We start from the raw sequence: 1,940 nt of genomic DNA on the forward strand, positions 1-1,940 counted from the left end.
CTGCCCGTCGTGGCGGCCCGGCTGCGCGCCGCGGCGCGTACCTTCGACGACGTCCGCTACGGCGGCCGCGGCGCCGACGCCGAAACCGACCGCGAACTGCGCGACCTCGACGCGCGCTGCGCCGAGACCCGCCCGCGCGCCGGCGCGGCCGAGCAGGTGTCCGGGTGAGCACGAGCACCGTCGACCACGTCGCGCCGAGCCCCACCGCCGAACAGGTGTGGCGCCGGCTACGGGCACCGCTGGCCCTGTGCGCGCTCGTCCTGATCGTGGTGTCCACACTCGTCCTGCTCCAGAGCGACCGACACCGCGGCCGGCTCGACCCACGCTCGACCGGCACCCAGGGCAGCAAAGCCCTCGCCCAACTGCTACGCGCACACGGCGTCGAGGTGACGCTCGTCCGGTCGCAGGCCGAACTCGCCGCCTCCCTCGGCCCCGACGCCACCCTCGTGGTGCCCTTCCCCGACCTGCTCCCCGACCACCGGCTGCGCGCGATCACCACGACCGGTGCGGGCCGCACGGTCCTGGTCGCCCCCGGCGACGACGCCCTGTCGATCCTCGCCCCGGGCGCGCACACCCGACCCGGCACCGGCCGGCGCACGCTCGACCCGCAGTGCGCCCTCCCGGCCGCGACCCGCGCCGGCAACGCCGACATCGGCGGCGTCCGCTACGACATCGACCTGCTCCCCGGCGCGACCGGCTGCTACCCCCAAGGCGGCCGCCCGGCTCTCGTGGTGACCCCGCCCGTCGCCGGCCGCGACACGGTCGTACTCGGCGCCGGCACGTTGCTCACCAACGACCACCTCGACGACCACGGCAACGCCGCCCTGGCCCTCAACCTCCTCGGCGCACACCCCCGGGTCCTGTGGTACCTGCCCACCGACGGCGAACCCCCCGCCGGTGACGACTCGTTGTGGGACCTGCTCCCGGCCGGTTGGCGCTGGGGCATCGGCCAGCTCGGCGTCACCGCGCTCCTGCTCGCGCTGTGGCGCTCGCGCCGGCTGGGCCCGGTCGTCACCGAGCCGCTCCCGGTGGTGGTCCGCGCCGCCGAAACCGTCGAGGGCCGCGCCCGCCTGTACCGCCGCGGTCGGGCCCGCGACACCGCCGCCGACCTCCTGCGCGGGGCAACCCGCGAACGCCTCGCCGCCACCCTCGGCACCACCCCCACCGACGCCGCCCTGATCGCCGCGATCACCGCCCGCACCGGGCGCACGTCCGCCGACGTACACGCCCTGTTGTACGGTGCGATCCCGGCGAACGACGAAGCCCTCGTCACCCTGGCCGACGACCTGGACGCGCTGATAAGGCAGGTACGCACGACGTGAGCGCACCCGAGCAGACCCGCGAGGCGCGCGACGCCCTCGAAGCCCTGCGCGGCGAGATCGGCAAGGCCGTGGTCGGCCAGGACGCCGCCGTCACCGGCCTGGTCATCGCCCTGCTGTGCCGAGGCCACGTGCTGCTGGAAGGCGTCCCCGGCGTCGCCAAGACCCTGATGGTGCGCGCCCTGGCCCGCAGCCTGGACCTGACCACCACCCGCGTGCAGTTCACCCCCGACCTGATGCCCGGCGACGTGACCGGCTCGATGGTCTACGACGCGCGCACCGCCGAGTTCTCCTTCCGCCAGGGACCGGTCTTCACCAACCTGCTCCTGGCCGACGAGATCAACCGCACGCCACCCAAGACCCAGGCGTCGCTCCTGGAGGCCATGGAGGAACGTCAGGTCTCGGTGGACGGCGTCTCGCGCCCGCTGCCCGACCCGTTCATGGTCGCCGCGACACAGAACCCGATCGAGTACGAGGGCACGTATCCGCTGCCCGAGGCCCAACTCGACCGCTTCCTGCTCAAGCTCACCCTCCCGCTGCCCGAACGCGACGAGGAGATCACCGTCCTGCGCCGGCACGCCGAGGGCTTCGACCCACGCGACCTGGCCGCGGCCGGCGTAC

At 74.7% G+C, this 1,940-nt stretch carries 3 protein-coding genes; all 3 read left to right on the forward strand.

The window, feature by feature from the left end; all coding sequences use genetic code 11:
• Nucleotides 1-168, forward strand: a 168-nt coding sequence (locus tag GT354_RS47410) for a DUF4129 domain-containing protein (protein ID WP_161363996.1), incomplete at its 5' end; no start/stop codon positions are given.
• Complete coding sequence (locus GT354_RS56190) at nt 165-1,322, forward strand: DUF4350 domain-containing protein (RefSeq protein ID WP_161363998.1); 1,158 nt, start codon at nt 165-167, stop codon at nt 1,320-1,322. The genes GT354_RS47410 and GT354_RS56190, both read left to right, overlap by 4 nt.
• Nucleotides 1,319-1,940 (forward strand): AAA family ATPase (locus GT354_RS47420; RefSeq protein ID WP_161364000.1); only part of this gene is annotated, 622 nt, incomplete at its 3' end. The genes GT354_RS56190 and GT354_RS47420, both read left to right, overlap by 4 nt.

The organism is Streptomyces sp. SID3343 (assembly GCF_009865215.1).
In the GTDB taxonomy this organism is placed as follows: domain Bacteria; phylum Actinomycetota; class Actinomycetes; order Streptomycetales; family Streptomycetaceae; genus Embleya.